This window comes from Peterkaempfera griseoplana (assembly GCF_001418575.1).
GTDB classification, from domain to species: Bacteria; Actinomycetota; Actinomycetes; order Streptomycetales; family Streptomycetaceae; genus Peterkaempfera; species Peterkaempfera griseoplana.
This window is the reverse complement of record NZ_LIQR01000739.1, coordinates 1-1,768: the sequence shown is the minus strand read 5'-3', so window position 1 is coordinate 1,768 and position 1,768 is coordinate 1. Positions and strand designations below refer to the sequence as shown.

The following is a 1,768-nucleotide window of genomic DNA, read 5'->3' as shown; positions in this document are numbered from 1 at the left end:
CGCTCCTCGAAGCGACGCGGGTCGATGGTGAAGATCTCCGGGTGATCCTCCGGAGGGGTGTCGTCATGGGGGTGGGCATAGGTGAGTTCGCCGAACTGACGGGCGAAGTCGATCTGGGTGGCGTGGTCGAGCTGCTGGCCCCGGAAGAACACCACCTTCCAGCGGTGCAGCGCTTCACGGATCTGCTGGACCTCGGCCTCTCCCAGAGGGCGTGAGAGGTCGACGCCGTCGATGTCGGCGCCGATGTGCCCGGCGACCGGGCGGACGGTGATGGCGGTCATGGTGGGTTTCCTCCAGTGGTCGGGTCGGGTGGTGCGCCAGGCAGCGCCTCGCTCGGGCCGCCGCAGGACGGCGGGCCCGAAGGCGACGGCGCGGTTCGGTGCTGCCGGGGACGGGTCGGCAGGCCCCAAAGGCCGGACAGGCGGGTGAACGCGGATCGGAGGCCCGCCGGAGCAGCGCCGCGCGAGGCGGGGCAGACAGGACGGAGCCGTGCGGCCCGGCAAGCGCCGTGGGGTGAGGTGATCGGCGGTGTACGGCCGGCGTCAGCGCCGGCGCGGCCGGCTGGCGGCGCCCGGGTGACAGCCCAGTCCGGCGAAGTGGTGCAGGCGGAAGGCGTTGACGGTGTGCCGCCCGGCGGCAGCCGTCACGGTGGCCTTCCCTCTCGCGTCCATGTGTCGATTCTCGGTGGGCGGCCGGTGCCGGGCAATGATTTGTGACGCGCTGGAAGTAATCCCCCGGCGTTCCTCCCGGCTCCTCATCAGCCGGTCCGGTGGGCTGGGGCGGTCCGCAGCTCCATGGGCCGACGGTACACGGCGTCCAGGACGACGGAGCCTGCGGCCACCGCGAGGACCCGGGTGCCGAAGCTGGTGGGGACGACGATCCTCTCGGGGTCCCGGCAGAGGTGGGAGAGGTCGGCGATCCCCTGGTGGAGTTCGGGGATCAGCTCCGGCAGCCGGATGATGCTGCGGTCGGTGACCACCATGACCTCGGGGCCGATGACGTCGAGCAGGACGGCCGCGGCATGCGCGACCTGCCGGAGCCGGCCGCGGAGCACCCGCAGCGCGGCCGGGCTTCCCGCCGAGGCCGCGTCCAGCAGCAGTCGGAACTCCGGTGCCGGGACCAGTCCGGCCTGGTGCGCCCGGGCGGCGACGGCCTGTTCGGAGACCGCGGCCTGCAGACAGCCGGTGCGGCCGCACGGGCAGGGCACCGTCGAGCCGGGGACCGGCAGATGGGCGATGTCACCGGCGCCGCTGTGCCGTCCCCGCAGAACGGTGCCCGAGGTGGCGATGGCGGCGTCCACCACGTTCCCGGCGAAGAGATGGACCAGCTCGGAGCGGCCGGCGCCGGATCCCAGGAGCAGTTCGGCCCGGGCGAGGGCCCTGGCGTGGCTGTCCACGTGCACGGGCTGGTGCACCGCGGAGGAGAGGGCGGCGCGTACGGGGACGTCACCCCACCCGAGCGGGGTGTTCTCGGCCACCACGCCGAGGTCGGGGTCGACCCGGCCGCCGGTGACCACACCGATCCCCAGTACGGACCTGCCCCGGGTGCGGCGGCTGAGGAAACGCGGGAGATCCCGGCGGATGTGTGCGAGGACCCGGGCGGGTCCGCCGACCCGGGGGATCCGCTCCTCGGCGACCACCCGGCCGCGCAGGTCGACCAGCGAGAAGGTGATCCGGGAGACGGCGATGTGGATGCCGCACGCCAGATGGTGGGCGTTGTCCACGGCCACCGGCACCTGGGGGCGGCCGGCGCGGGGCGGGCCGGGAGC

Annotated in this window: 3 protein-coding genes; all 3 read right to left on the bottom strand. The window is 74.0% G+C overall.

Features of this window, described 5'->3' with window-relative positions; genetic code table 11:
• The coding region (locus tag AOK09_RS36225; RefSeq protein WP_175609391.1) for a TauD/TfdA dioxygenase family protein at nt 1-281 on the bottom strand (281 nt) is incomplete at its 3' end.
• A 261-nt stretch (nt 282-542) separates the two neighbouring features.
• A complete protein-coding gene (locus AOK09_RS43330; RefSeq protein WP_265736762.1) occupies nt 543-671 on the bottom strand; it encodes a hypothetical protein in 129 nt (42 codons plus the stop codon).
• A gap of 86 nt (nt 672-757) precedes the next feature.
• Nucleotides 758-1,768, bottom strand: a 1,011-nt coding sequence (locus tag AOK09_RS36220) for an ROK family protein (RefSeq protein ID WP_055591417.1), incomplete at its 5' end; no start/stop codon positions are given.